This is a genomic window from Bradyrhizobium sp. IC3195 (assembly GCF_020193585.1).
GTDB classification, from domain to species: Bacteria; Pseudomonadota; Alphaproteobacteria; order Rhizobiales; family Xanthobacteraceae; genus Bradyrhizobium; species Bradyrhizobium yuanmingense.
Window position 1 is genome coordinate 61,624 of sequence record NZ_JADYVG010000022.1, and the last position, 22,257, is coordinate 83,880.

Genomic DNA, 22,257 nt, shown 5'->3' on the forward strand with positions numbered 1-22,257 from the left:
AACCGGAAACAACAATGAAGCCGGCCGACATCCTCATCGCCGTCATGGTGGCGATCATCTGGGGGCTTGCCTTCGTGGCGAGCCGGATCGCGCTCGACGAGCTGTCGCCGGAGTTGATGACGGCGTTACGCTTCACCATCGCCGCGGTGCCGTGCCTGTTCATTTCCAAGCCGAAGGTCGCCTGGTCACTGCTGATCGCGATCAGCTTCACGCTGTTCCTCGGCCAGTTCCTGTCTCAGGCCTATGGTATCGCCCACGGCGTGCCGGTGGGTTTGACCTCCGTCGTGGTGCAGAGCCAGGCGCTGTTCACGATCGGCTTTGCCGCGCTCGCGTTCGGTGAGCGGCCGACGCCGGTGCAGACCCTGGGGATCGTCGTTGCCGCGGCGGGCCTTTTGATGATCTGCGGCACCGTCGGCTATGATTTCAGCGTCGGCGCCTTCGCGGTTCTGATGGTCTCGCCGCTCAGCTTCGCCATCGGCAATCTGTTGCTGCGCGGCGCCCGCGGCGTGCCGATGTTCGATCTCTTCGCCTGGCTCTGTCTCGCCTCGGCCGTGCCGCTGTTCGTGCTGGCGCTGATCGCCAACGGTCCGGCGCCGACCTGGACGTCGCTGACGCACATGTCGCTCACATCGGCGCTCTGCATGCTGATGCTCGGCGGCATTTCCACCAGCATCGCCTATTGGCTATGGGGCCGCCTCTTGCGCGACTATCCGGCTGCACAAGTGGTGCCGTTCGCACTGCTGGTGCCGTTCGTGGGCTCGGCGGCCTCCAGCATCGTGTTCGGCGAACGGTTCGGGCCGCTGCGCCTCGCCGGCATGCTGACCGTGATCTTTGGGATCGCCGTGATGGTGCTGGCGAAGCGCCCGCAAGTTCTACCGAAGACTGCGTGAGGGTGATGATGACCTACTCGCTGCTCTACGCCTTCCTCGTCTTCATGGTCGTGATGTATTTCACGCCCGGGCCGAACAACATCATGCTGCTGTCCTCCGGCCTGACCTACGGCTTCCGGCGCACCATCCCGCACATCGTCGGCATCGTGCTCGGTTTCGCCTTCATGGTCGCCGCGGTCGGCCTCGGGCTCGGCTCCGTGTTCCTGGCCTATCCGATCCTCCAGACCATCCTGAAATATGCCGGTGCCGCCTATCTGATCTATCTCGCCGCTGTGATCGCCATGGCCGGTCCGGCCAAGCCGGGCGAGGAGAATGGCCGCGGCCCCATGACCTTCTGGGGCGCGGCCATGTTCCAGTGGATCAATGCCAAGGGTTGGGTGATCGTGATCGGCACCATCACTGCCTATGCGGCGATCGCCCAATTCCCGCTCAACATCGCCATTCAGACCGTGATCAGCCTCGTCGTCGGCACGGTCTCGACGGTGGTCTGGGCGCTATTCGGTACCGCATTGCGGCCGGTTCTGACTTCCGAGCGGCTGGTCCGCGCCTTCAACATCCTGATGGCGATCCTGCTGCTGGCCTCCCTCTACCCCGTTTTCATGGATGCATGATGTCGCGGATTTCCATGCAGAAACGGGTTTCCCTCAGGGCTGAAAATGCTCTAGACAGCCCCCGAAATCCGCAAATTTCACCCTTCGGACACTGACCATTGGCCGATTTCGGCCCTGAACGAGGAAACGACCTATGCGTGTTTATTACGATCGCGACGCCGACCTGAACCTGATCAAGGGCAAGAAGGTCGCCATCGTCGGCTACGGCAGCCAGGGTCACGCCCATGCGCTCAACCTGAAGGATTCCGGCGTCAAGGAAGTCGCCATTGCGCTGCGCAAGGGTTCGGCTTCGGCGAAGAAGGCGGAAGCCGCCGGCTTCAAGGTGCTGGAAGTTGCGGAAGCTGCCAAATGGGCCGACCTCGTCATGATGCTGACCCCGGACGAGCTCCAGGGCGACATCTACCGCGAGCACCTGCACGACAACATGAAGAAGGGCGCTGCCCTGGTGTTCGCGCACGGCCTCAACGTTCACTTCAACCTGCTCGATCCGCGTGCCGACCTCGACGTGCTGATGATCGCGCCGAAGGGCCCCGGCCACACCGTGCGCTCGGAATATCAGCGCGGCGGCGGCGTGCCCTGCCTGATCGCAATTGCGAAGGACGTCTCGGGCAACGCCCACGACCTCGGCCTGTCCTACGCCTCCGCCATCGGCGGCGGCCGCGCCGGCATCATCGAGACCACGTTCAAGGAAGAGTGCGAGACCGACCTGTTCGGCGAGCAGGTGGTGCTCTGCGGCGGCCTGGTCGAGCTGATCAAGGGCGGCTACGAGACCCTGGTCGAAGCCGGCTATGCGCCGGAGATGGCCTATTTCGAGTGCCTGCACGAAGTGAAGCTGATCGTCGACCTGATCTATGAAGGCGGCATCGCCAACATGAACTACTCGATCTCCAACACCGCCGAGTACGGCGAGTACGTCACCGGCCCGCGCATCATCACCGACGAGACCAAGAAGGAGATGCGCAAGGTTCTGGCCGACATCCAGGGCGGTAAGTTCGCCCGCGACTGGATGCTCGAGAACAAGGTCAACCAGACCTCGTTCAAGGCGACCCGTGCCAAGCTCGCCGAGCACCCGATCGAGGAAGTCGGCGCGAAGCTGCGCGACATGATGCCCTGGATCAAGAAGGGCGCGCTGGTCGACAAGAGCAAGAACTGACGTCTGCGCCGTCATTCCGGGTTCGCGCTCAGCGCGCGCCCCGGAATGACGAGCGAAATTCAAGCTTCGCTCGCCAAGCCAAATCTTGGACCTTGGCGGCTATGGTCGAGCGAGATCGCAAACAGCGGTCTCGCTCTTTTCGTCTCGGCGAGACATCGCTCTCTCATTCTTTCCGCGGCCTGAAGCGAAGTTGAGCGGCTCGGCTCCTGCCAAATACGGCGTCGCATCAGCCCGCCGGGACGGTCTGCCCACGCGGATCGCGGGCCACCGCAATCATGCGCAGCGCCAGCACGATGAGCAGCGGAAGCAGGAAGGCGGCATAGAGCGGCATCGTCGGCACGCGCTTGCCGAACGAGACCATGAACTGGAGCCAGAGGTAATAGCCGCCCACAAGGTGCAGGGCCCGCCAGGCGCGCGGGCCGATCAGTGCCGCGGTGCGGTCGAACGATGTCGCGCCCATTGCGATGATGAAGCCGTAGCCGATGCCGCCGAAGACGTAGGAGGCTGCCGAGGTGGCCTCGGCAAATCCGGTCGGATCCATCCCGGCAAACGTCATGATCGCCGCCGCGTGGATGGCGTGGGAGGCCGCGAAGCTGAGGCCCAGATAGCGACGGTTGCGCTTCTGCCAGCGCGTCCAGGCATTGGGCCACAGCCGCGCCAGCGCCGCGGCGCTGAAGGCGAGGCAGAACAACAGGAGCGAGCTTCGCGCCGTGAAGCCGATCACCGTGCGAACGCCCTCGACCTCGAACTGCCGCATCGAGGCGATCCATAGGCTGAGTGCGACGAGGCTCACGCAGAGAACGGCCAGCAGCCGCCAGCCTTCGAGCCAGCTTCGACGTTCGGACATGGCGATCTCCTCCCTATGTAATCATCGATTACATTTGGCGTTGAAGGCGCCGTCAACGGTGTAATCATTGCTTACATTCACGTTCGGGTGAGGCTAGAAAGATCCATGCCTGTCCGTCAGCCGTCCAAGCCGCGCGCCCGCCGCCCTGCGTACCATCACGGCGACCTCCGCCGCGTGTTGATCGATGCTGCGCTGCAACTCGCAGCGGAAGGCGCCGAAGTCTCGGTGCGGGAGGCCGCGCGCCGGGCCGCGGTGTCGCCGGGGGCGCCATTCCGACACTTTCCCAACCGCGATGCGCTCATGGCGGCCGCGGCCGAGGAGGCGCAGCGGCGCTTTCGCGCCGAGATCGATGCGGCGCTGCGCGAGGCTCCGGCCGCCGACCCGCTCGCCCGCTTCCGCGCCTTCGGTCTCGCCTATTTGCGTTGGGCCATGCGCAATCCCGCGCATTTCGAGATCATCTCGACCGGGCGCTATTTTGCCCATGGCAGCTCGCCGGACCTGACACGAGACAACGCCGAGCTGATCGCGCTAACGGAGCAGATGCTGGTCGACGCGGCAGAGCAAGGCCTGCTGCGGTCGGCCGACCTCAAGCGTATCCAGGTCGCCGGGCGCGCCCTCGTCTACGGTTTCGCTCGGATGAATCTCGACGGCCATTTCCCGCGCTGGGGCGTCGGGGAGGGCGAGATCGAGCGGATGGCGGAGGGGGTGATCGACCTGTTCATCGCAGGTATCGCAAAGCCCTAGCGGGCCAGCGGCTCTGGTCGATGCCGTACGGCGCAGCCCGCTAACATTAAGCGAAGGTCGGACCGCGCCGCGCGTTGCCTCTCCTTGATCATTCCGTTACAGTTTTATGACACGGTGCAGGCTTCCGGCTGCTCCGGACGCCCTGGCTGTTTTTGGGTCGGCCAGCCAGGCTTGGCATCACCGCGCCGGACCAGAAGTTGCGTGTCGTCGATGGCGTCCGCGCCCAATCCAGGTCCTTCTGCCACGACGGCCGTGCTGGCGAGCGTCGCCGCGCTCGGCATCTGGCGGCTGCTCGCGGTTGCAGCGCCGCATCTGGCGGCACTCGCCCTGATGTACGAGACCGAGACCGATTTCGGCTCGCGCCTGTCCTTCGCGCTGGCCTGGGGCATCCTCAACTTCTTCTGGATCACGCTGCTGCGTCGCCCCGCGCTGTCGGGTGCGCTGTCGCTGACCATGCTGGTCGTGCTGGTGCTGCTGTCGCGGCTCAAGCACGACGTCGTGCAGATGACGGTCAACTTCATCGACCTGATGATGATCGACCGCGACTCCGTCGCGTTCCTGTTCACGATCTTCCCGAACTTACGCTGGTCGGTGATCCTGGCCGGTCTGGTCACGCTGCCGCTGATGTATGCGCTGTGGTGGCTCGATCCGTTCCGCATCCGCCGCCTGCCGGCGCTCGCCTGCAAGCTCGCCTGCCTTGCCGCCCTGGTCTGCTATTCGCTCTATCACCCGGACGAGGCCTGGCGCGGCTATTACGACGACGGCTATCTCTCGAAATTCTTCCGCTCGGGCGTCACGGCCGTCTCCGATTTTGCGCAATACGGCTTCATGGAGGCGTCTGCTTCGACCGGCGAGCGGCTCAACATGCCGCTGGTCGATGCCTGCCACCCGGCTGGCCGCCGGCCCAACATCATCATGATCCATGATGAATCGAGCTTCGACATCCGCGCCGCCCAGGGCATCAAGGTGCCGCCGCGCTATGGCGACTATTTCAAATCGTGGGACGGCAAGCAGCGCACGTTCCTCGCCGAGAGCAATGGCGGGCCGAGCTGGTTCACCGAGTATAACGTGCTCGCAGGGCTTTCCTCGCGTTCATTCGGCCGCTTCGCCTATTTCGTCACGCGCATCGCCTCGAACCGGGTCGAGCGCGGCCTGCCGCTGGCGCTGCGCCGCTGCGGCTATGACACGCTGTCGCTCTATCCCGCCCATGGCGGCTTCATGGGCGCGCGCAGCTTCCAGATGACGACGGGAATCGAGCGCTTCCTCGATTCCAAGGATCTGGGCGCCAAGGGTGTCGAGCCCGACAGCTTCTTCTACGACAAGGCGCTTCAGCTGATCGGCCAGCAGCCGCCGAACAAGCCGCTGTTCGCCTTCATCTATCTCGGTGCCAACCACTTCCCCTGGGAGACCCGCTTCCGTCCCGATCTGCTGCCGAATTGGCGCGCGCCGGGCAATGTGCCGTCCATCGATGAATATCTGCGCCGCCAGACTATGAGCGCCGAACAGTACAAGGCGTTCGTTGCCGGTTTGAAGAGGACCTTTCCCGGCGAGCCATTCCTGATCGTTCGCTACGGCGATCATCAGCCGGAGTTTGCGGCTGCTATCCTGGAGCCCGGGCTCGACGAGGGCGCGATCGGCAAGAAGCTCGACGCCTACGATGCGCGCCTCTACGCGACCTATTACGCCATCGACGCCATCAATTTCGAGCCGGTTGGAAGCCAGGCCGTGATGGACACGATCGATGGTCCCTATCTGCCGCTGGTGGTTCAGGAAGCCGCCGGCATCCCGCTCGACCCGTCCTTTGCCGAGCAGAAGGAGATCATGCTCCGCTGCAAAGGCATCTTTTACGGCTGCAAGGATGGCGCCGAGGCGCGGCGGCTGAACCGGCTGCTGATCGACGCGGGGATGATCCGGGGGCTGTAGCCTCTCGCTTGGATCGCGGACGCAACTCTTCGACCGTCACCCCTGAGGTGCTCATCAAGCGGCGGCGGACCTACTGTTTGATCTTCTCCCACAACCACTTCGCCACAGCATCGGGCGATGAATTCGCATCATTGCCGCTGGCGCGCAGGTTCGCCTCGCGCATGGTGGCGATGTCGATCTTGCCGAGCAATGGCTTGAGCGCCGCCTGCAGTCGCTCGTCTCCGGCGCGCTTCGGCGCGAGCAGCAGGATCGCGTCGTAGGGCGGGATCGCGTGTTTGGGATCGTCGAGCGCTGTGAGCTCGTATTTGGCGATCAGGCCGTCGCTGGTGTAGCCAGCGATGACGTCGACCTCGCCGCTGGCAACGGCCGCATACATGAAGTCCGGCTGCATCTGGCGCTGGGCGCGGAACTGCAGCCCATAGGCCTTTTGCAGGGCAGCCCATTCGGGCCGCGAGAAGAACTCGTAGTCGCCGGCAATCGACAGCGTGGCCGAATGTGCGGCGAGATCGGCGACGGTTCGGATGCCGAGCGCATCGGCGCGTCGTCTTGGCATCACCAGCGCATAGGCGTTCTCGAAGCCGAGCTCGCCGAGCAGGGTGATGTCGTCCTTGGCGAGCGCCGTCTTCAATTCCGCCACCAGTTCTGCGCGCGGCTTGATGTCGGTGCGATGCAGCTGGTTGGCCCAGAGCGTGCCGGAATAGTCGACATAGAGATCGATGTCGCCGGCCTTCAGCGCCCCGAAGATCACACTGGAGCCGAGGCCGGAGCGTGCGGCCGCCGAGAGGCCCGCCGCCTCGAGGCGGTCCCTCATCAATGCCGACAGGACATATTGCTCGGCGAAGGTCTTGGCGCCAACCATATAGCCTGACGACGAGCGCCCCATGGTCGGCACCAGCGTTGCTGCAACCAGGGCCGCGATTCCGAGCGCCCCGAGACCGCTGCGCACACGGCTGCGGCGGCGCAGGCCGCTCTCGATCAGCCCAAGCAACTGGTCGACTGCGAGCGCGAGGAGAGCGGAAGCCACGCAGCCGAACAGCACGAAGACCCAGTTCTGGGTCTGGAGGCCGGCAAAGATGTAATTGCCGAGACTGGTCTGCCCGATCGGAGTCGACAGCGTCGCGGTGCCGATCACCCACACCGCCGCGGTGCGGATGCCGGCCATCATCACCGGTAGCGCGAGCGGCAGCTCGACGATCAGCAGCGATTGCCGCGCGGTCATGCCGACGCCCTCGGCAGCCTCGATCAGCGCGGGATCGATGCCGTTGAGGCCGGTGATGCCGTTGCGCAGCACCGGCAGCATCGAATAGAGCGCCAGTGCCAGCATCGCCGGCAGGAAGCCGAACGCGGAGAAAGATACGCCGAACCAGGCCAGCGTGACGGAAGCAGCCAGCAGCAGCAGCGGATAGAACAGCGCGAGCAGCGCCAGCCCGGGTACGGTCTGCACGATGCTGGCCAACGCGAGCAGGATGCCGCGTGGCGCCGGACGGTTGCGCGTCAGGATCGCCAGCGGCAGGCTCACGGCGAGGCCAAGCGCGAGGGCGGCGAGGCTCACCCGCACATGGTTGCCGAGGTAGTCCGGCAGATGCGACAGCGCCTCGCCCCAGCGCGGATCGGTGAAGAGGCTCATGCCGCACCGCCCATCGGCAGCAACGCATTCAGCCGCTCGACCTGGCGCCGCGGGGTACGCAACAGCTCGAGCACGTAATCGTCGCTGCTGCTCGATAGCTCCGCAGCCGTACCCTGTGCGAGCAATCGTCCGCCGCGCATCACCGCGATGCGGTCGGCGAGCAGGAGCGCCTCGGTCATGTCATGGGTGATCATCACGGTGGTCAGGCCGAGCTTGCGGTGCAGCGCGCGATAATCGTCACCGAGCGCATCGCGGGTGAGGGGATCGAGTGCCCCGAACGGCTCGTCCATCAGCACGATGCGGGGTCTTGCCGCGAGCGCCCGCGCCACACCGACGCGCTGGCGCTCGCCGCCGGAGAGCGCCTCGGGCAGCCGGTCGCGATGCGATGCGCGGTCGAGCTGCACCAGCTCCAGCAGCTCGTCGACGCGCCCTGCAACGGCAGCTTCCGGCTCCCCGAGCAGCTTCGGCGTGATGCCGATATTGTAGGCGACACTCAGATGCGGAAACAGCCCGCCGCTCTGGAAGACGTAGCCGACCCGGCGCCGAAGCGCGACCGGATCGACATTCCGCACGTCCTCGCCTTCGACGGTGATGGTGCCGCTATCGGCCTCGATCAGCCGGTTGGCGAGCCGCAGCAGCGTGGTCTTGCCCGAGCCCGAGCCGCCGACGACGGCCACAAACTCACCCTCGGCGATGTCGAGCGACACGTTATCGACGGCTGCAAGGGAGCCGAAGCGCTTGGTGACGTGCTGGTAGCTGATCGCCAGCTTGGAAGACATCGTGGGAGAGCTCTCTTTTCTCTTACCCTCCCCGAGGGGGAGGGTCGATCGCGCGCAGCGCGAGCGGGGTGGGGTGATCTGTCGACGCGGGCAGTATTCGACGCGGAGAAACCGTCCACCCCACCCCGGTTCGCATTCCGCTTCGCTTCATGCGCACCGACCCTCCCCCTCCAGGGGAGGGTGAGAGCACGGCAAGTCCCCATGCGTAGCACGCTTGGCGGCTTGATTGAACTTGGCCGCACGAGCGGCTAAGGCATCGGCCTGAGTTGGAGGAAGCACATGACGACGCCCACGGCAGTGGCGCTGGAAGATGCCAAGGTTGCGTTCCGGCTGGGGGACGGCCGGGTCTATACGGCGGTGGAGAAGGCCCATCTCGCGGTGGCACAGGGCGAGTTTGTCGCCATTGTCGGGCCCACAGGGTGCGGAAAATCGACGCTGCTCAACGTCGCGGCGGGCCTGCTCAAGCCCGCCGCGGGCAGCGTCAGGATTTTCGACCAGCCATTGGCGGGGCTGAATCGGGATGCCGGCTATTTGTTCCAGGCTGATGCGCTGTTCCCCTGGAAGACTGCGCTCGACAATGTCGCGATCGGACTCGAGGTCAAGGGCACGCCGCGCACGGCGGCCTTGGCGCAGGCGCAGAAATGGCTGACCGCAGTCGGCCTCGGCGCCTTCGCGAACCGCTATCCGCACATGCTCTCGGGCGGCCAGCGCAAGCGCGTGGCGCTGGCGCAGGTGCTGATCCGCGATCCGAAGATCCTGTTGATGGATGAGCCGTTCGGGCCGCTCGATGCGCAGACGCGCCAGGTCATGGGCAATCTGCTGCTCGATCTGTGGAGTGCCGACCGCAAGGCCGTGCTGTTCGTCACCCACGATCTCGAAGAAGCCATCGCGCTCGCCGACCGCGTCGTGATCATGTCGGCGGGGCCGTCCTCGCGCATCATCGGTGACTGGCGCGTCGGCCTGGCCCGCCCGCGCGACATCTTCGAGGTGCGCCTCGACAAGGAATTCCATGCGCTCCATCGCGAGATCTGGAGCGTGCTGAAGGACGAGGTGATGAAGGGGTACGCACAGTCCACTCAGGCGGCGGAGGTGGTCTGATGTCGCGCACGACGCTGTTTGCGCTGCAGATCCTGGTCGCTGTCGTCGGCCTGGTGCTGTGGCAGGTGCTGTCGACCGTTCCCGTGTTCGGCAAGATCCTGCTGCCGCCGTTCTTCTTTTCCAACCCGCTGGACGTGTTCAGCCAGATCGTGAAATGGTTCGCCTCCGGCGTGATCTGGAAGCACCTCGGCATCACGCTCGCGGAATCGATCCTCGCCTTCGTGATCGGATCGCTTGGCGGCGTCCTGGTCGGCTTCTGGTTCGCGCGCCAGCCGCTGGTCGCCGCGGTGTTCGACCCCTATGTGAAGATGGTCAACGCCCTGCCGCGTGTCGTGCTGGCGCCGATCTTCGCGCTGTGGCTCGGGCTCGGCATCTGGTCCAAGGTCGCGCTCGGCGTCACCCTGGTGTTCTTCATTGTCTTCTTCAACGTCTATCAGGGCGTCAAGGAGGTCAGCCGGACCGTGCTCGACAACGGCCGCATGCTCGGCATGAGCGAGCGGCAGCTGATGCAGCATGTCTATTGGCCGTCGGCGCTGTCGTGGATGTTCTCGTCGCTTCATACCTCCGTCGGCTTCGCCGTGGTCGGCGCGGTGGTCGGCGAATATCTGGGATCGGCGGCCGGGCTCGGCTATCTGATCCAGCAGGCCGAGGGCATCTTCGATGTCGCCGGCGTGTTCGCCGGCATGTTCGTGCTGTCGGCCTTCGTCATCCTGATCGATTTCGGCGTCACCTTGGTGGAGCGGCGCCTCCTGGTGTGGCGGCCGGCCGCGTCGGACGGGCGGGGGTAGGAAGCAGGTCTATTTGATCGCGTCGATGCGATCGCGGACGTGTGTTGGGCACCGCTATTGCGCCGAGGGGCTGATGGCCAGCCCGCTCAGGCGGAGCTTCTCAAGCCAGGCCCGCTGCTCTATGGTGCCGGCGGCCGAACGGAGGAAACCAATGAAGAACACGATTGCCAGGCTCGCCGGCGCACTGCTCGCGCTGACGCTCACCACCTCGCTTGCCGCGGCGCAAAGCAAGGTCACCATCGCGGTCGGCGGCGGCTCCTGCCTGTGCTATCTGCCGACGGTATTGGCCAAGCAGCTCGGCGAATACGAGAAGGCCGGCGTCAGTGTCGAGCTCGTCGACCTCAAGGGCGGCTCGGATGCGCTCAAAGCCGTGCTCGGCGGCAGCGCCGACGTGGTCTCCGGCTATTTCGACCATTGCGTCAATCTCGCCGCCAAGAAGCAGGAGCTGCAATCCTTCGTGGTCTATGACCGCTATCCCGGCCTCGTCCTGGTGGTCGCGCCCTCGCGCACCAACGACATCAAGTCGGTCAAGGATCTCGCCGGCAAGAAGGTCGGCGTCAGTGCGCCCGGCTCCTCCACCGACTTCTTCCTGAAATACATGCTCAAGAAGAACGGGCTCGATCCCACCAGCGTCGCCGTGATCGGGGTGGGCCTCGGCGCCACTGCGGTGGCCGCAATGGAGCAGGGCCAGATCGACGCGGCAGTGATGCTCGATCCGTCCGTGACCGTGCTGCAGGGCAGCCACAAGGATCTGCGTATCCTCTCGGACACCCGTACCCAGAAGGATACGCTGGAGACGTTCGGCGGCGAATATCCGGGCGGCGCGCTGTATTCGACCGTGGCCTGGATCAACGGCCATGAGAAGGAGGCGCAGGCGCTCACCAATGCGATCCTCGCCACGCTCGCCTGGATCCATTCGCATACGCCGGAGGAGATCATGGCGAAGATGCCCGAGCAGACCGTCGGCAAGAACAAGGATCTCTATCTTGCCGCACTGAAGAATACGATCCCGATGTATTCCGAGACCGGCAAGATGGACCCGAAGGGTGCCGACGCCGTGCTTGCAGTGTTCAGCGTCGGCTCGCCCGAGGTGGCGAACGCCAAGATCGACGTCAGCAAGACCTTCACCAACAAATTCGTCGAGCAGGCCAAGAAGACCACCGGGAGCGTCAAATAGCCGACGCGAAGGCGTGGTAACCGACCCGTCATGAAGTCTCCGGTCATTCATCGCGTCGCGACGCTCGATCTTGCCGTGCGGCCGATCGTCTGGCCGTTCGCCGAGGAGCGCCGCGCCGAGATCGCGGCGCATTTCGCCGAGAAGCAGCGCGAGCGGCCGAAGATCTGGAACGGCCGCATCCTGCTCGGGCGCGACGCTGTGTTCAGCGACGGTTACCTGAGGGCGACCTATTTCGAGACCGATTTCGCAAGCTTTCTCGCCTGGCGCGACTGGGGCTTTCCCGACAAGGCCGTGTTCAACGGCTTTGGCATGGGCGCGTTGCGCGCCTCCGACGGCACCTTCATCATGGGCGAGATGGCGCCCCACACCGCCAATGCGGGCCGCATCTATTTCCCCTCGGGAACGCCTGATCTCGACGACGTCAGGGACGGCGCGCTCGACATCCCCGGCAGCGTCGTCCGCGAGCTCGGCGAGGAGACCGGCCTGACCGCGGCCGATTATCGGATCCAGCCCGGCTGGCATTGCGTGGTTACCGGCCCCACGATCGCAATGTTGCAGGTCATCAACCTGGACATGCCGGGCGATGCGGCCCGCGCCAGGATCGAAGCCAACCTTGCGCGCGAGATCGAGCCGGAGCTGTCCGCCATTCATCTCGTGCGCGGGACCAGCGATCTCAGGCCGTCCATGCCGCGATTTGTCACGGCCTTCGTCGAGCAGCAGTTCGCAGCGCGCTGATGCGCGAGGCTTGACATCGCCGCGCGCAGCCCATGTGATGGGCCGAAGAATTGCACCAAGAATGCAATGCACAAATCGTCCAGGGAGGTTTTAATGCGCCTGCGCATGGCTGCCCGCTTGGTACGTGGGCTGTTGGTCGCGATATCAGCGACGGGCTTGGCGGTGTCTGCCGCGGCCCAAGACAAGGCTCAAGAGAAAAAGCTCAAGATCGGCGTCATCTACGATCTGACTGGCCCGCTCGCCGGCGGCGGTTCGGAGCTTCAGTACACCGGCGCGAGGATCATGCTGGATCAGTACAGCACGAAAGACGTCGAAGGCTACAAGATCGAGGCGATCTATGCCGATGCTCAGAGCAAGCCGGATATCGCCATCAATGAAGCGATCCGTTTGATCGAGCAGGAAAAGGTCGACATGCTGCTCGGCTTCTTCTCCTCGGCGCAATGCGTGCCAGTGGCCGCGCGGGTCGAGCAGCTGAAGAAGTTCATGTGGATCACGACATGCATTTCGTCGGCGGTGCTGGAGAACAAGAACTACAAATACGTGTTTCGACCGCAGGCCTCCGGCGACCAGTTCGGCATGATGACGATGGACTTCATCGCGCAGAACGCGAAGGAAAAGCTGGGCAAGGACCCGAAGGACCTGCGGGTCGCCATCATCCACGAGGACGGCGCCTACGGCGTCGACGTTGCCAAAGGCAACGAGGCCGGTGCCAAGAAGGCCGGTTTCAACATCGTGCTCAGAGAGGGCTATTCGGCGACGGCCCCGGATCTGTCTGCGTTGGTCACCAAGCTGAAGCGGGCCAAGCCGGATGTGGTGTTCCATACCGGCTATAATCCCGACATCACCTTATTGCTCCGGCAAGCCCGCGAACAGGGGCTGAAGTTCGGCGCACTGGTAGGACATGGCGCCGGCTACGGGGTCTATGAGAAGCTGAAGGAAGGCCTGGGCGCCGACGTAAACTATGTCTTCAACACCGATCCGATCTCGATCTGGCTCGCCAACCAGAAGAGCATGGATCCGAAGCTGCCGCCGATCATCAAGGCGGTCGGCGAGGAGTTCGACAAGCGCAAGCCGGGTGTCGCCATCCGTTCGGCCCATGTCGGCATGGCTGCGTCCAACACCTATTTGTTCCTGAACGACGTGCTGCCGCGAGCGATCAAGAAGTATGGCGGCGTAGATCCCGACTCCCTGCGCAAGGCAGCACTGGACACCGACATACCCGAAGGCGGCACCATGCTCGGCTTCGGCGTCAAATTCCACGGCGAGGGTTCGCCAATGGCCGGCCAGAACGAGCGCTCGTTCCCGGTCGTGATCCAATACGTCGACGACAAGTCCTATGTGGTGTGGCCCAAGAGCCAGGCGCAGCGCGAGGCCGTGCTGCCGCTGCCCAAGGGCACCACCTACAGCAATCAATAGCGGGGTTCTGCGGTGTTGGAAGTCAGCGGATTGGTGAAGCGGTTTGGCGGCTTCACCGCCGTGAACAACGTCTCGTTCCGGGTCGATCAGGGCGAGATCCTCGGCCTGATCGGCCCCAACGGCTCGGGCAAGAGCACGATCTTCAACATGCTGTCCGGCACGCTGGCGCCGACCTCCGGATCGATCCTGTTCGCCGGGCACGAGATTGCGGGTCTTGCGCCGCACCGGATCATCAACAGCGGCATCGGGCGGACCTTCCAGATCCCGCGGCCGTTCCGCCGCCTCAGCATTTTCGAGAACGTCGCGCTTGCCGGCTTCTACGGCCAGGGCCGCCACAGCCGCGCCAAGGCGGAGGAGGCGGCCGAGCGGTCGCTGGCGATGGTCGGCCTGCCGACCGATCGCCATGCTAGTGTCGATGGGCTCGGCGCAGCGGGGCTGAAGAAGCTGGAGCTGGCGAAGGCGCTCGCCACCGCGCCAAAGCTATTGCTCGCCGACGAGAGCCTCGGCGGTCTCGACGAGGCCGAGATGGACCAGGCTGCGGACATGCTGCGCAACATCCGCGACGAGCTCGGCATCACCATCATCTGGGTCGAGCACATCATGGGCGTCCTGATGCGCGTGGTCGACCGCGTCATGGTGCTCGATCACGGCGAGAAGATCTCGGAAGGCCTGCCGAGCGCGGTCGCGGGCGATCCGCGCGTCATCGAGGTCTATCTCGGCACCGACGCCGAGACCACGCAGGCCGCGGCCGCCGAAGCGCGCCGCCGCGCAGGGGGCTAGGTGATGCTGGAGCTTCGCGGCCTCAATGCTGGCTATGGCACCTTCCAGGCGTTGTTCGACGTCAACCTCGACGTGAAGGCCGGCGAAGCCGTCGGCGTCATCGGCCCCAACGGCGCCGGCAAGACCACCCTGATGCGCGTCATCTCCGGCCTGATCCGTCCCTCGCGCGGATCGATCAGGATGGAGGGCGTCGACCTCGTCGCGACACCGTCGCACAAGATCGTCAGCCTCGGCATTGCGCATGTGCCGGAGAACCGGCGGCTGTTTCCGCAGCTCACGGTCGACGACAATCTCAAGATGGGCGCCTTCATGAAGGAGGCGCGGGACCACTACGCCGAGCGGCTGGAGGTGGTGTTCGACCTGTTCCCCCGCCTGAAGGAACGCCGTCACCAGATGGCCGGAACCATGTCCGGCGGCGAGCAGCAGATGTGCGCCATCGGCCGCGCGATGATGTCCAATCCGAAACTGTTGCTGCTCGACGAACCCTCGGCGGGGCTCGCGCCGGTGGTGGTGCAGCAGGTGTTCGAGTTGGTGAAGCGGATCCGCGCCAGCGGGCTGACGGTGCTGATCGTCGAGCAGAACGTGCAGCAGGTGCTGAAGGTGGTCGATCGCGCCTATCTGATCGAGGCGGGCACGATCCGCGCGTCCGGCACCTCGGCCGAGATGCTGGCGAGCGACACGGTCAAGGAAGCTTATCTCGGGGTGTGAGGGGCATGCAGGCGTTCCTGGACGTATTCGACATCTACCTGCTGGAGGCCGTCATCAACGGCATCCTGCTCGGCGGCGTGCTGGCGCTGCTCGCGCTCGGGCTCAACCTGATCTTCGGCGTCATCGACGTGACCTGGATCTGCTACGCCGAGCTCGTCATGATCGGCATGTACGGCATGTATTTCATGGTGCAGTATTACGGCGTCAGCTATTTCGTCGCTGCCCCGCTCACTATCATGCTGGTCGCCGTGCTTGGTGCGGCGCTGCACTACCTCGTCATTGCGCCGCTGCTGACCGCGCCACCGATCAATCAGCTGCTCGCGACCGGCGGGGTGCTGTTCGTGCTGCAGAGCTTTGCCACCGTTGCCTTCGGCATCGACTTCCGAAATCTCGGCATCCGCCTGCCGGTGCTCGCCTTCGGCGACATGAATTTCAGCTACGCACGACTGCTTTCGTTCGCCGCCGCGCTGGTCGGCATGGTCGCGGTCTATCTGTTCATGACGCGCACCTTCACCGGCACTGCGATCCGCGCCATCTCACAGGACCGCCAGATCATGGCGCTGATGGGCGTCGACACCAAGCGGATCTACTTGATCACGTCGGCGCTCGGCGGCGCGCTCGCCGGCCTCGCCGCCTGCCTCTTGGTGCTGCAATACGACGTGCATCCCTTCGTCGGTCTGTCCTTCGGGCCAATCACCTTCCTGATCTGCGTGCTCGGCGGCCTCGGCAATTTCATCGGCGGCTTCATCGCCGCCTTCGTGTTCGCCGAGATCATCTCGCTCGGGGGCCTGTTCTCCGACCTCGAATGGGGCTATGTGCTGGCCTTCGCGTTCTTCATCGTCATGATGTTCATCCGGCCCGCGGGCCTGCTTGCGAGGCGCCGATGATGGGGCAGGGGCGGCTTGCTGCATGGGGCGTGGGGCTGGCGGCGCTGGTCGCGCTGCCCTTCGTCTATCGCGATCCCTATCATCTGCACATCCTGGTGCTGATCCTGATCTGGTCGTTCGCCTATACGTCCTGGTCGATGATGGGGAGGTTCGGCCTCGTCTCGCTCGGCCATGGCGGCTTCATGGGGATCGGCGCTTACGTTACGGCGCTGTTGTGGAATCACGCAGGGTTGTCGCCCTGGATCGGCATTCCCATCAGCATGGCGGCGGCCGGCGCGCTGGCGATGATCGTCGGCTACCCCTGCTTTCGCTTTCGTATCACCGGGCATTATTTCGTGCTGGTGACGCTGGCGCTGTCAGGCATCGTGCTCCAGGTCATCACCGCGACGCGCGACTATACCGGCGGCTCGCTCGGCTATACCCCGAACCGCGCGTCCGGCAACAGGCTGCTGGCGCTGCAATTCGACGACAAGACCACCTGGTACCTGATCGCGCTTGCGGTCTGGCTGTTCGGCATCGTGGTCTGGCACTGGGTCGACCGCAGCATGGCGCGTTATGCGCTGGAGGCGATCTCCGAGGACGAGGATGCCGCCGCCGCGGCCGGCGTCGACGTCACCGCCGAGAAGCTGAAGATCACGCTGCTCAGCGCGCTGATGACGGCGCTGGCGGGCGCGATCTACTGCCAGTACCAGATGTTCATCACGCCCGACACGGTCAGCGGCATCGCGGTCTCGCTGCAGATGGTGTTCGCCGCGATCGTCGGCGGGCTGTTCGTCTCGCTCGGTCCGACCGTCGGCGCCATCATCACCATCTTGCTGGCGGAAATGCTGCGCATCGGTTTCGGCACCAAGGCGGTCGGCTGGGACAATCTCGTCTACGGCGTGCTGCTCGTGCTTTTCATCATATTCCTTCCCAAGGGCATCCTTGGTAGCTTGCTCGACCGATTGAAGTTGCAACGCAAGGTGCCCCGCGCTCATGAGCAAAAAGCCGTCCCAGTCGCTCGCCCAGGAGCTTGACCGCTACATCACGCCGTTTCGCTACGATGGCTCGGGCAAGTTTCACCTCAAGGACCACAAGACCGACGAGAAGGGCGATCTCGACAAGGAGAAGGCGCAGGCGATCCTCGATGCCAACAAGAAGCGGCTGATCGCGTTTCAGGAGAAGCTCTACGCGCAGGACCGCTGGTCGCTCCTGATCGTATTCCAGGCGATGGACGCCGGCGGCAAGGATTCTGCGATCAAGGCGATCTTCGAGGGCATCAATCCGCAGGGCTGCGAGGTCACGGCCTTCAAGGCGCCGAGCAGCAAGGAGCTCGACCACGACTTCCTCTGGCGTCATGCGGTCGCGCTGCCCGAGCGCGGCCATATCGGCATCTTCAACCGCTCGCATTACGAGGAATGCCTGGTGACGCGCGTGCATCCCGAGATTCTCGCCAAGCAGAAGCTGCCGCCGAAGCTCGTCACCAAGAACATCTGGAAGGAGCGGTTCGAGGACATCTCCGCCTTCGAGCGCTATCTCTGCCGCAACGGCACCGTGGTGCTGAAGTTCTTTCTCAACCTGTCCAAGGAAGAGCAGCGCGAGCGTTTCCTCGCGCGGCTGGACGATCCGGCCAAGCAGTGGAAGTTCTCCATGGACGACATCAGGGAGCGCGCGCTGTGGCCGCGCTACCAGGCGGTCTACCAGGACATCGTCCGGCACACGGCGACGTCCCATGCGCCCTGGTATGTCGTGCCCGCCGACCACAAATGGTTCGCCCGCGTCGTGATCGGCTCGGTGATCAATGCCGAGCTGGAAAAGCTCGACCTGCGCTTCCCCCGTGCCGACAAGGCCTCGCTGGAGGAGTTCAAGCAGGTGCGCAAGGCGCTGGAGAAAGAAGGCACGGGAGGCAAGAGGCAAGCAAAGTGACAGCCGGCGGGACCACGAACTGCAAGAACGTCAACTTCGCGCTCCAGGGCGGCGGTGCGCACGGCGCCTTCGTGTGGGGCGTGCTCGACCAGGTGCTCGAGGACGGCAGGCTCGCGATCGAGGCGATCAGCGCGACCAGTGCCGGCGCGATGAATGCGGTGGCGATGGCCTCGGGCATGGCGCACGGAGGCGCGGAGGCCGCGCGGGAGAGCCTGCACGCATTCTGGTACGAAGTGTCGCGCATGGACATGGCGTACGATCTGATGTCGCCGCTGAACCAGTGGATCCAGGCCCTGAAGCTGCCGCCGGAATATCATCCGGTCCACGCCTTCATCCACACGCTGACGCACACGCTGCCGCCGAACCTGCTCAATCCCTTTCAGTTCAATCCGCTCCGCGCGCTGCTGCAGCGCGTGATCGATTTCGACCGGCTCAATTCCTCGCCGGAGGCGCCGCAGCTGTTTCTCAACGCCACCAACGTCCGCACCGGCAAGATCAAGGTGTTTCAGAGCCCGCTGCTGACGGCGGACACCGTGCTCGCGTCGGCCTGCCTGCCGCCCTATTTCCAGGCCGTCGAGATCGACGGCGAGCATTACTGGGACGGCGGCTATCTCGGCAATCCCGCGATCTATCCGTTAATCTACCGCAAGGGCAGTCACGACGTCGTCATCGTGCAGGTGACGGCGATCCGGCGCGACGAGCTGCCGGCCAGTGCCGCCGATGTCCTCCACCGCATCAACGAGATCAGCTTCAATTCGTCCTTGATGCGCGAGATGCGCGCGATCGCCTTCGCCACCCGCCTGATCGACGACGGCGAGCTCGACAGCAACAAGCACAGCCGCATGTACATGCATTGGATCGGCAACGACGCGCTGATGTCGCAGCTCGGCACGGCCACGCAGTTCCACCCCGAATGGAGCCTGTTGTGCCGCCTGCGCGATGAGGGCCGCGCGGCGGCGCGCAACTGGCTGGCGCGAAACTTCCACCAGATCGGAAAGGCCTCGACGGTCGACCTCGCGGAGATGTTTCTCTAAATGGCCGGGTGGCCATCGAGCAAAAGTGTGAAAACAACCCCATGCACAGTAGCCGGGCATAGCGGAATCAATGGCTTATCGGCTCTCATCATTCGCGATGCGGATTTCACGAAATTCGTTTGCATCGTCGGGCAAAACAGGTGCATGATGTCACCATGCCGGCCGTCTTCGGAAATCCCTCACCTCGCGCGGAAGCGATTTGCACAGCGGAACTCGGATCGTCAAATGTGATCGTCAGATCATTGATCCCGCTTGACAGTTTTGTGTCGCAGGGGGACCATGCCCATGGTCGCAAACAAGCGACGCGCAACGTCCACCTCATGAGCAAGGGGAGGTCTATGACACCACCTCCGCAAATCCAGCCGCGTTAATTGCGATGGAGCTCGTTCGGACTATCGCATAGCGGCGGAAACCGCGAACGGCACGCCGGGACAAGGTTTAGCGGGCTGCATCAGTGAGGCAAAGCCCCTACCTTCCCGGCGCTGTATTTTGATCGTGTCGGATGGCCGTGAAGGCCGCCGCACCAATTTTTTTTGACACCCCGCTCGTCTCAATCCTGCTGGTTGATCCGCAAACGGGTCTTTGCGCGCACTGACGGAGACATCAGCTCCCGATCCTGCATTGCGGCAAATGCCAAGAGAATGTCGTCCCAAAGGCCAACTTCCGACACAGGCTGGGGGCGAATAGCGCCGATCCGACATGACGGATGTGCTTCGGCGGTGACGGCCACGCTACCTGCGAGCACATTCACTTTTCCAGGGAATCTGCGTGTCGCAAAAGCTTGTCCCGGCGCTTCTCGCCGCTCTTTTCCTTGCAATCTCTTCTCTCTCCTGCGCCCGCGCCGATGCGCCGTCCGCGAACGGTGCCGCGGCGCTATCGCCTGACGAGGCGAAGCGTGCGTTGGACACGCTTCAGGACGACAAGAAGCGCGCGCAGATGATCGATACGCTCCGTGCAATCGCCAACGCGTCTGGTTCGCAACAGGCCGCGCCGCAGCCGAATTCGCCGATCCCGCTTTCGGCCGACGGCCTCGGTGCGCAGCTCATGCTGACGGTCTCCGAGGAGATCGGCGAAATCTCGCGTGAGATCGCCGGCATCGCGCGGACGCTCACGCATTTTCCGGCGTTCTACTACTGGATCGTGCGCACCGCGAACGATCCCGCGGCTTACAATCTTCTGATCGAGATCGCCTGGAAGCTGGCGCTGGTGCTCGGCTGCGCCCTCTTGGCCGAATGGGTGATCTTCCGCCTGATCCGCCGGCCGGTCGCGTTCCTGGAGGGACGCGTGCCGCAAACCGCGCGCCTGCCGGCACCCGCGTTGCCGCTTGCCGATCCGCCATCGTCAGTCGCCGACGTTACGCCTGCACCTGAAATGCAGGAGCGACGCCACAGCCTTGCGCGGGTCTGGCAGATCATGCTGCGCCTGCCCTTCGTGCTCGGGCGTTTCGTGCTCGAGCTGCTTCCCGTGCTCGTCTTCGTCGGCGTCGCCACCGCGCTGCTCGGGACGGAGATTGGAGAACCGACAACCGTCCGCCTCGTGATCCTCGCCGTCGTCAACGCCTATGCGTTCTCGCGCGGGCTCATCTGCCTGGTCCGGGCGCTGGCGGGGCCGTTCGGCTTGTTTCCGGTGCGCGCGGAGACCGCCGCCTATGTCGAGATCTGGGCACGCCGCATCGTCGGCGTCGGCGTCTCCGGCATCGCCTTTGCCAATGTGGCGCTGCTGCTCGGCCTGCACCGCGCCGGCTACGCCGCGCTGCTGCGCATGGTGATGCTGGTCGTGCACCTCTTCATCGCCGTCATCGTCCTGCAATGCCGCCGCCAGGTCGCCGATGCCATCCGCGCCCCGGCCGAGCGGCAGGGGATCGCGGCTCGTTTGCGCAACCGCGTCGCCGGCGGCTGGCACTATCTTGCCATCGCGCTCGACCTCGCGCTCTGGGCGGTGTGGGCGCTCAACATCCGCAACGGCTATTCGCTGCTGCTGCAATATTTCGTCGGCACCATCGCAGTGGCGCTGGTCGCACGTGTCGTCATCATGCTGACGCTGAGCCTGATCGATCGCGGTTTCCGCATCAAGCCGGAGATCCTCCAGCGCTTTCCCGGCCTCGAGATCCGTGCCAACCGCTATCTGCCGCTGCTCCGCAGGATCGTATCCGGCGTGATCGCCTTCATCGGTTTCGTGGCGGTGCTCGAGGTCTGGGGCGTGGACGCGATCGTCTGGTTCTATGGCGGCCAGATCGGCAGCCGGCTGATCTCGGCCGTGGTGACCATTGGCCTTGCCGTGCTCATCGCCGCGGCGATCTGGGAAGCCAGCAATGCGCTCCTAGACCGCCAGATCAATACGCTGTCGCGGGACGGGCACTATGCCCGCGCCGCGCGGTTGCGCACCTTCCAGCCGATGCTGCGCACAGCGCTGCTCTGCCTGATCGCGACAATCGTCGGCCTCACCGCGCTCAGCGAGATCGGCGTCAACGTCGCGCCGCTGCTGGCGGGCGCCGGCATCGTCGGCATTGCGATCGGCTTCGGCTCGCAGAAGCTGGTGCAGGATCTCATCACCGGCCTGTTCCTGCTGCTGGAGAATACGGTGCAGGTCGGCGACAGCGTCAGCGTGTCGGGGTTGTCGGGCGTCGTCGAGAACGTCTCGATCCGCACCATCCGTCTGCGCGCGGGCGACGGCGCCGTGCACATCGTGCCGTTCAGCGCAGTCACGACCATCACCAATGCCAGCCGCGGCGCCGGCAACGCTTCGGTCAGCGTCAACGTCGCCTACAAGGAAGACACCGACCGCGCCGGCCAGATCCTCAAGGACATCGTCGATGAGATGCGCCGTGAAGCGGACTTCCGCGCGCTCATCCGCGGCGACCTCGAGCTGTGGGGCGTCGACAAAGTCGATGGCGCGATGGTGTCGATCGTCGGGCAGATCCGCTGCACCGAGGCCGGCCGCTGGCCGGTCCAGCGCGAATTCAACCGCCGCATGAAGCTGCGCTTCCAGCAGAACGGGATCGAGGTCGCATCGCCGGTGCAGACCATCCTGATGCACATCGCGCCGCCGGCGGACAGCGCTGCCAATCTGACGCCCCGGCGGGCGGCGGGATAAGCAGTCCCAAATTCCGGCCTGCCTTTATTTGCGGCTCCGCCAACGCGCGCCCCGGTTGGCGC

Annotated in this window: 20 protein-coding genes; 17 read left to right on the forward strand and 3 right to left on the reverse strand. The window is 64.6% G+C overall.

The window, feature by feature from the left end:
- The first annotated feature begins 14 nt into the window (after positions 1 to 14).
- The 3 genes from I6F09_RS30290 to ilvC all read left to right on the forward strand — a co-directional run bounded on the left by I6F09_RS30290 (position 15) and on the right by ilvC (position 2,654).
- Positions 15 to 890, forward strand: coding sequence for an EamA family transporter (locus I6F09_RS30290; protein WP_225137977.1), 876 nt, complete (start codon positions 15 to 17; stop codon positions 888 to 890).
- A gap of 8 nt (positions 891 to 898) precedes the next feature.
- Positions 899 to 1,501: a LysE family translocator gene (locus I6F09_RS30295; protein WP_036006650.1), complete on the forward strand. Its 603-nt coding sequence runs from the start codon at positions 899 to 901 to the stop codon at positions 1,499 to 1,501.
- 133 nt (positions 1,502 to 1,634) lie between these two features.
- The gene (gene ilvC / locus I6F09_RS30300; protein WP_036006621.1) at positions 1,635 to 2,654 is read left to right on the forward strand and encodes a ketol-acid reductoisomerase; all 1,020 of its coding nucleotides are present in this window, start codon (positions 1,635 to 1,637) and stop codon (positions 2,652 to 2,654) included.
- Positions 2,655 to 2,880: 226 nt separating this feature from the next.
- On the opposite strand, the gene I6F09_RS30305 is transcribed toward ilvC, so the two are convergent.
- Complete coding sequence (locus I6F09_RS30305; RefSeq protein WP_225189717.1) at positions 2,881 to 3,501, reverse strand: hypothetical protein; 621 nt, start codon at positions 3,499 to 3,501, stop codon at positions 2,881 to 2,883.
- Between the two features lie 105 nt (positions 3,502 to 3,606).
- Between I6F09_RS30305 and I6F09_RS30310 the strand changes: the two genes are divergently transcribed.
- On the forward strand, positions 3,607 to 4,245 hold the full coding sequence (locus I6F09_RS30310) for a TetR/AcrR family transcriptional regulator (protein ID WP_225189718.1): 639 nt from the start codon (positions 3,607 to 3,609) through the stop codon (positions 4,243 to 4,245).
- A gap of 210 nt (positions 4,246 to 4,455) precedes the next feature.
- A complete protein-coding gene (locus tag I6F09_RS30315; RefSeq protein WP_225189719.1) occupies positions 4,456 to 6,168 on the forward strand; it encodes a sulfatase-like hydrolase/transferase in 1,713 nt (570 codons plus the stop codon).
- A gap of 70 nt (positions 6,169 to 6,238) precedes the next feature.
- Here the strand turns inward: I6F09_RS30315 and I6F09_RS30320 are convergent, their stop codons facing one another.
- Together I6F09_RS30320 and I6F09_RS30325 are read right to left on the reverse strand one after the other, a co-directional pair.
- Positions 6,239 to 7,795, reverse strand: a complete 1,557-nt coding sequence (locus tag I6F09_RS30320; protein ID WP_225189720.1) for an ABC transporter permease/substrate-binding protein — start codon at positions 7,793 to 7,795, stop codon at positions 6,239 to 6,241.
- The gene (locus I6F09_RS30325) at positions 7,792 to 8,574 is read right to left on the reverse strand and encodes an ABC transporter ATP-binding protein (protein WP_225189721.1); all 783 of its coding nucleotides are present in this window, start codon (positions 8,572 to 8,574) and stop codon (positions 7,792 to 7,794) included. The genes I6F09_RS30320 and I6F09_RS30325 overlap by 4 nt, the downstream gene beginning before the upstream one ends.
- Positions 8,575 to 8,853: 279 nt before the next feature.
- Between I6F09_RS30325 and I6F09_RS30330 the strand changes: the two genes are divergently transcribed.
- From I6F09_RS30330 to I6F09_RS30385, 12 genes are all read left to right on the forward strand, one after another.
- Positions 8,854 to 9,672 carry an ABC transporter ATP-binding protein gene (locus I6F09_RS30330; RefSeq protein ID WP_225189722.1) on the forward strand — a complete coding sequence of 273 codons (819 nt, stop codon included), beginning with the start codon at positions 8,854 to 8,856 and terminating at the stop codon, positions 9,670 to 9,672.
- Complete coding sequence (locus tag I6F09_RS30335) at positions 9,672 to 10,460, forward strand: ABC transporter permease (protein ID WP_036006641.1); 789 nt, start codon at positions 9,672 to 9,674, stop codon at positions 10,458 to 10,460. The genes I6F09_RS30330 and I6F09_RS30335 overlap by 1 nt, the downstream gene beginning before the upstream one ends.
- 151 nt (positions 10,461 to 10,611) lie before the next feature.
- Positions 10,612 to 11,637 (forward strand): ABC transporter substrate-binding protein, encoded by a 1,026-nt coding sequence (locus tag I6F09_RS30340; protein ID WP_036006644.1) that lies wholly within the window; start codon positions 10,612 to 10,614, stop codon positions 11,635 to 11,637.
- Positions 11,638 to 11,667: 30 nt separating this feature from the next.
- Positions 11,668 to 12,372, forward strand: a complete 705-nt coding sequence (locus I6F09_RS30345; protein WP_036006647.1) for a hypothetical protein — start codon at positions 11,668 to 11,670, stop codon at positions 12,370 to 12,372.
- A gap of 93 nt (positions 12,373 to 12,465) precedes the next feature.
- Entirely contained in the window at positions 12,466 to 13,788 is a 1,323-nt protein-coding gene (locus tag I6F09_RS30350; RefSeq protein ID WP_225127739.1) for an ABC transporter substrate-binding protein, read from the forward strand.
- Between the two features lie 12 nt (positions 13,789 to 13,800).
- Positions 13,801 to 14,568, forward strand: a complete 768-nt coding sequence (locus tag I6F09_RS30355; protein ID WP_036037489.1) for an ABC transporter ATP-binding protein — start codon at positions 13,801 to 13,803, stop codon at positions 14,566 to 14,568.
- A 3-nt stretch (positions 14,569 to 14,571) separates the two neighbouring features.
- Positions 14,572 to 15,276, forward strand: coding sequence for an ABC transporter ATP-binding protein (locus I6F09_RS30360; RefSeq protein WP_036025019.1), 705 nt, complete (start codon positions 14,572 to 14,574; stop codon positions 15,274 to 15,276).
- Between the two features lie 5 nt (positions 15,277 to 15,281).
- Entirely contained in the window at positions 15,282 to 16,163 is an 882-nt protein-coding gene (locus I6F09_RS30365) for a branched-chain amino acid ABC transporter permease (RefSeq protein WP_036025021.1), read from the forward strand.
- Positions 16,160 to 17,179: a branched-chain amino acid ABC transporter permease gene (locus I6F09_RS30370; RefSeq protein WP_225189723.1), complete on the forward strand. Its 1,020-nt coding sequence runs from the start codon at positions 16,160 to 16,162 to the stop codon at positions 17,177 to 17,179. The genes I6F09_RS30365 and I6F09_RS30370 overlap by 4 nt, the downstream gene beginning before the upstream one ends.
- The gene (locus I6F09_RS30375) at positions 17,139 to 18,068 is read left to right on the forward strand and encodes a polyphosphate kinase 2 family protein (protein WP_057026362.1); all 930 of its coding nucleotides are present in this window, start codon (positions 17,139 to 17,141) and stop codon (positions 18,066 to 18,068) included. The genes I6F09_RS30370 and I6F09_RS30375 overlap by 41 nt, the downstream gene beginning before the upstream one ends.
- The gene (locus I6F09_RS30380) at positions 18,065 to 19,102 is read left to right on the forward strand and encodes a patatin-like phospholipase family protein (RefSeq protein WP_225189724.1); all 1,038 of its coding nucleotides are present in this window, start codon (positions 18,065 to 18,067) and stop codon (positions 19,100 to 19,102) included. The genes I6F09_RS30375 and I6F09_RS30380 overlap by 4 nt, the downstream gene beginning before the upstream one ends.
- 768 nt (positions 19,103 to 19,870) lie before the next feature.
- Complete coding sequence (locus I6F09_RS30385) at positions 19,871 to 22,195, forward strand: mechanosensitive ion channel domain-containing protein (protein WP_225189725.1); 2,325 nt, start codon at positions 19,871 to 19,873, stop codon at positions 22,193 to 22,195.
- The last annotated feature ends 62 nt before the right edge of the window (positions 22,196 to 22,257 follow it).